We start from the raw sequence: 2,041 nt of genomic DNA, 5'->3' as shown, positions 1-2,041 counted from the left end.
TGGTCGTGGGCATCGTCGGCGCGTTCTTCGGCGTGCTGGCGTAAGGGCCCGGCTGCATAGACTGTCATTGCAACCTGGTAAGGGGATGGAGCGGGCCTATGCCCTCCATCCCCTTACTTGTATAGAGGGAGTTCGTATGTTCGCGAAGGATCGCGAAGCAATGCGCCTGACGCCGGCAGAGGTCAGGCTGATTCTTATTGAGTCCCTGCAATGGTGCGCCAACAACGCGGTGTACTTTTTAGGGCTTATCGGCGCGGCGACGTATGATTTGGCTGGCACGGCCTTTTTGGTTGCTGCCATTACGCTCGTACGCAATCTTATGACGTCGGCGGGCAATATGGTGTCGGGCTCGGTCATCGACCGCTTTGGACCGCGCCGGACGTCGTTTGTGACGTGCGTGATTACGGCGGTGCTATCGCTTGGCGTGGGGTTGGCGCCGTTGTCTGTCCCCGGGCTTGTGTTTGCCGCGTGCGTCTTGGGGCTTGCGGGCGGCTTTATCAACACCTGTACGCATGCGTTTCCGGGATACCTGGAGTCGACCACCGAGGGCCGTACCCGCGTGAACGGTCTCATGGTGTTCTACAGCAATATCGCCTATACCGCTGGCCCGCTGCTCGGTGGTGCCATCGTGAGCTGTTTTGCCACGCAATCGGTCTATCTGCTCATGGCGGGCATGATGGGTGTGGCGGCCGTGCTCTCCTTGGGCTGTCACGAGTGTGTTGCTCCCGCAAAAGGGGAGAAGCCGAAGGGCGGCATTCTGGGCGGCATGGCCGAGGGCGCGCGACTTACGTTTCGCGACCACGACCTGCGCCTTATCTTTATCTCGGGCTTTCTGGGCTTCTTTGCGTTTGGCGCGTTCGATTCGCTGGAGTCGTTGTTCTATCGCGATGTGCTCAACGTGGATATCGTCTGGCTGGGCTGGCTGTCCTCGGTCGTGGGCCTCACTTCCTCGGTGGGCGCGTTCATCCTGACCAAGCTTTCTGCCCGCCATGTCAACCTGCGATTGCTGCTCGGCGCGCTCATGGCCGTGGGCATTGGGTCCATGGTGTACGTGGGCACCGATATGCTGGGGGTCGCGATTATCGGTCAAGCGATTAACGGTCTGGCCTGGGGATTCCTGGAACCGCTGCAGATGATCTTGATTCAGGAGCGCGCTGACATCAAATACCTGGGGCGCATTACCGGCTTTGTGCGTTTTGGCCTGATGAGCGCCGGCGTGCTGCCGCTGCTGGCGGCTCCGTTTTTGGCGGAGGCTTTGGGTGTCCAGACGGTACTGTTTGGGGCATCGACCATTATTGCGCTGGTAGGAACGCTGTTCTTTGTCACACAAGGGAGGCGCCAGAGGCGTTAGCTATACATTCAATTCTAATTTAATACCACTCACCAGAGAATTTCGACCGTTCACCGAGGATTGGAGCAGATTGATAAGTGGTATTAAAAACACATTAGGTGTATGTCTATAATTGGTATCGAAAAGAAACGCGATGTATAGAGTTGCGTGCAGGACAGAAAGGAAAAGCCATGAAGGAAACCGAGAAGATCGAGATCATGCACTTTAGCCAGGAGGGCTACGTCGAGGACGGCAAGAACGTCTACGAGACCGGCAAGAAGATGATTGAGCTCGCCGACAAGGTCGCCGACGAGGGCTACGACGCCGTGTTCCTGATGGGCGTCGGCGGCACCTGGGACGAGCTCATGCAACTTGAGTACCTCATGAACAAGTTCGGCGACCGCGACCTCGAGGTCTACCTGATCCACGCCGCCGAGTGGAACGTCTCCGGCCACAAGCGCATGACCGAGAAGTCCGTCGTGCTCACCGCCTCCGAGTCCGGCACCACCCCCGAGGTCCTCGAGGCCGTCAAGAAGATGAAGGAAAAGGGCATTCGCGTCTACGCCATGACCAAGCCTGAGGGTCCCATCGGCCAGGCTGTCGGCGCCGAGAATTGCGTCAAGATGGCTTCCGATCATGGTAACGGTGGCTGCGAGATGGGCTACTACCTCGCCGACTGCTTCGGCCTGCGCCTGCTCAACCGCCGCGGCT

The 2,041-nt window shown here is 58.6% G+C and carries 1 protein-coding gene and 1 pseudogene; both read left to right on the top strand.

Translation table 11 applies throughout. From position 1 onward, the window contains the following. Window positions 1-136 precede the first annotated feature (136 nt). The gene (locus tag DXD77_RS10160; RefSeq protein ID WP_195241124.1) at window positions 137-1,351 is read left to right on the top strand and encodes an MFS transporter; all 1,215 of its coding nucleotides are present in this window, start codon (window positions 137-139) and stop codon (window positions 1,349-1,351) included. Window positions 1,352-1,521: 170 nt separating this feature from the next. Further along, window positions 1,522-2,041: pseudogene (locus DXD77_RS10155) on the top strand (SIS domain-containing protein); the annotation flags it as partial.

It is taken from the genome of Collinsella sp. TM09-10AT, from assembly GCF_003436275.1.
Classification (GTDB): Bacteria; Actinomycetota; Coriobacteriia; order Coriobacteriales; family Coriobacteriaceae; genus Collinsella.
This window is presented reverse-complemented; position numbering and strand designations above follow the sequence as displayed.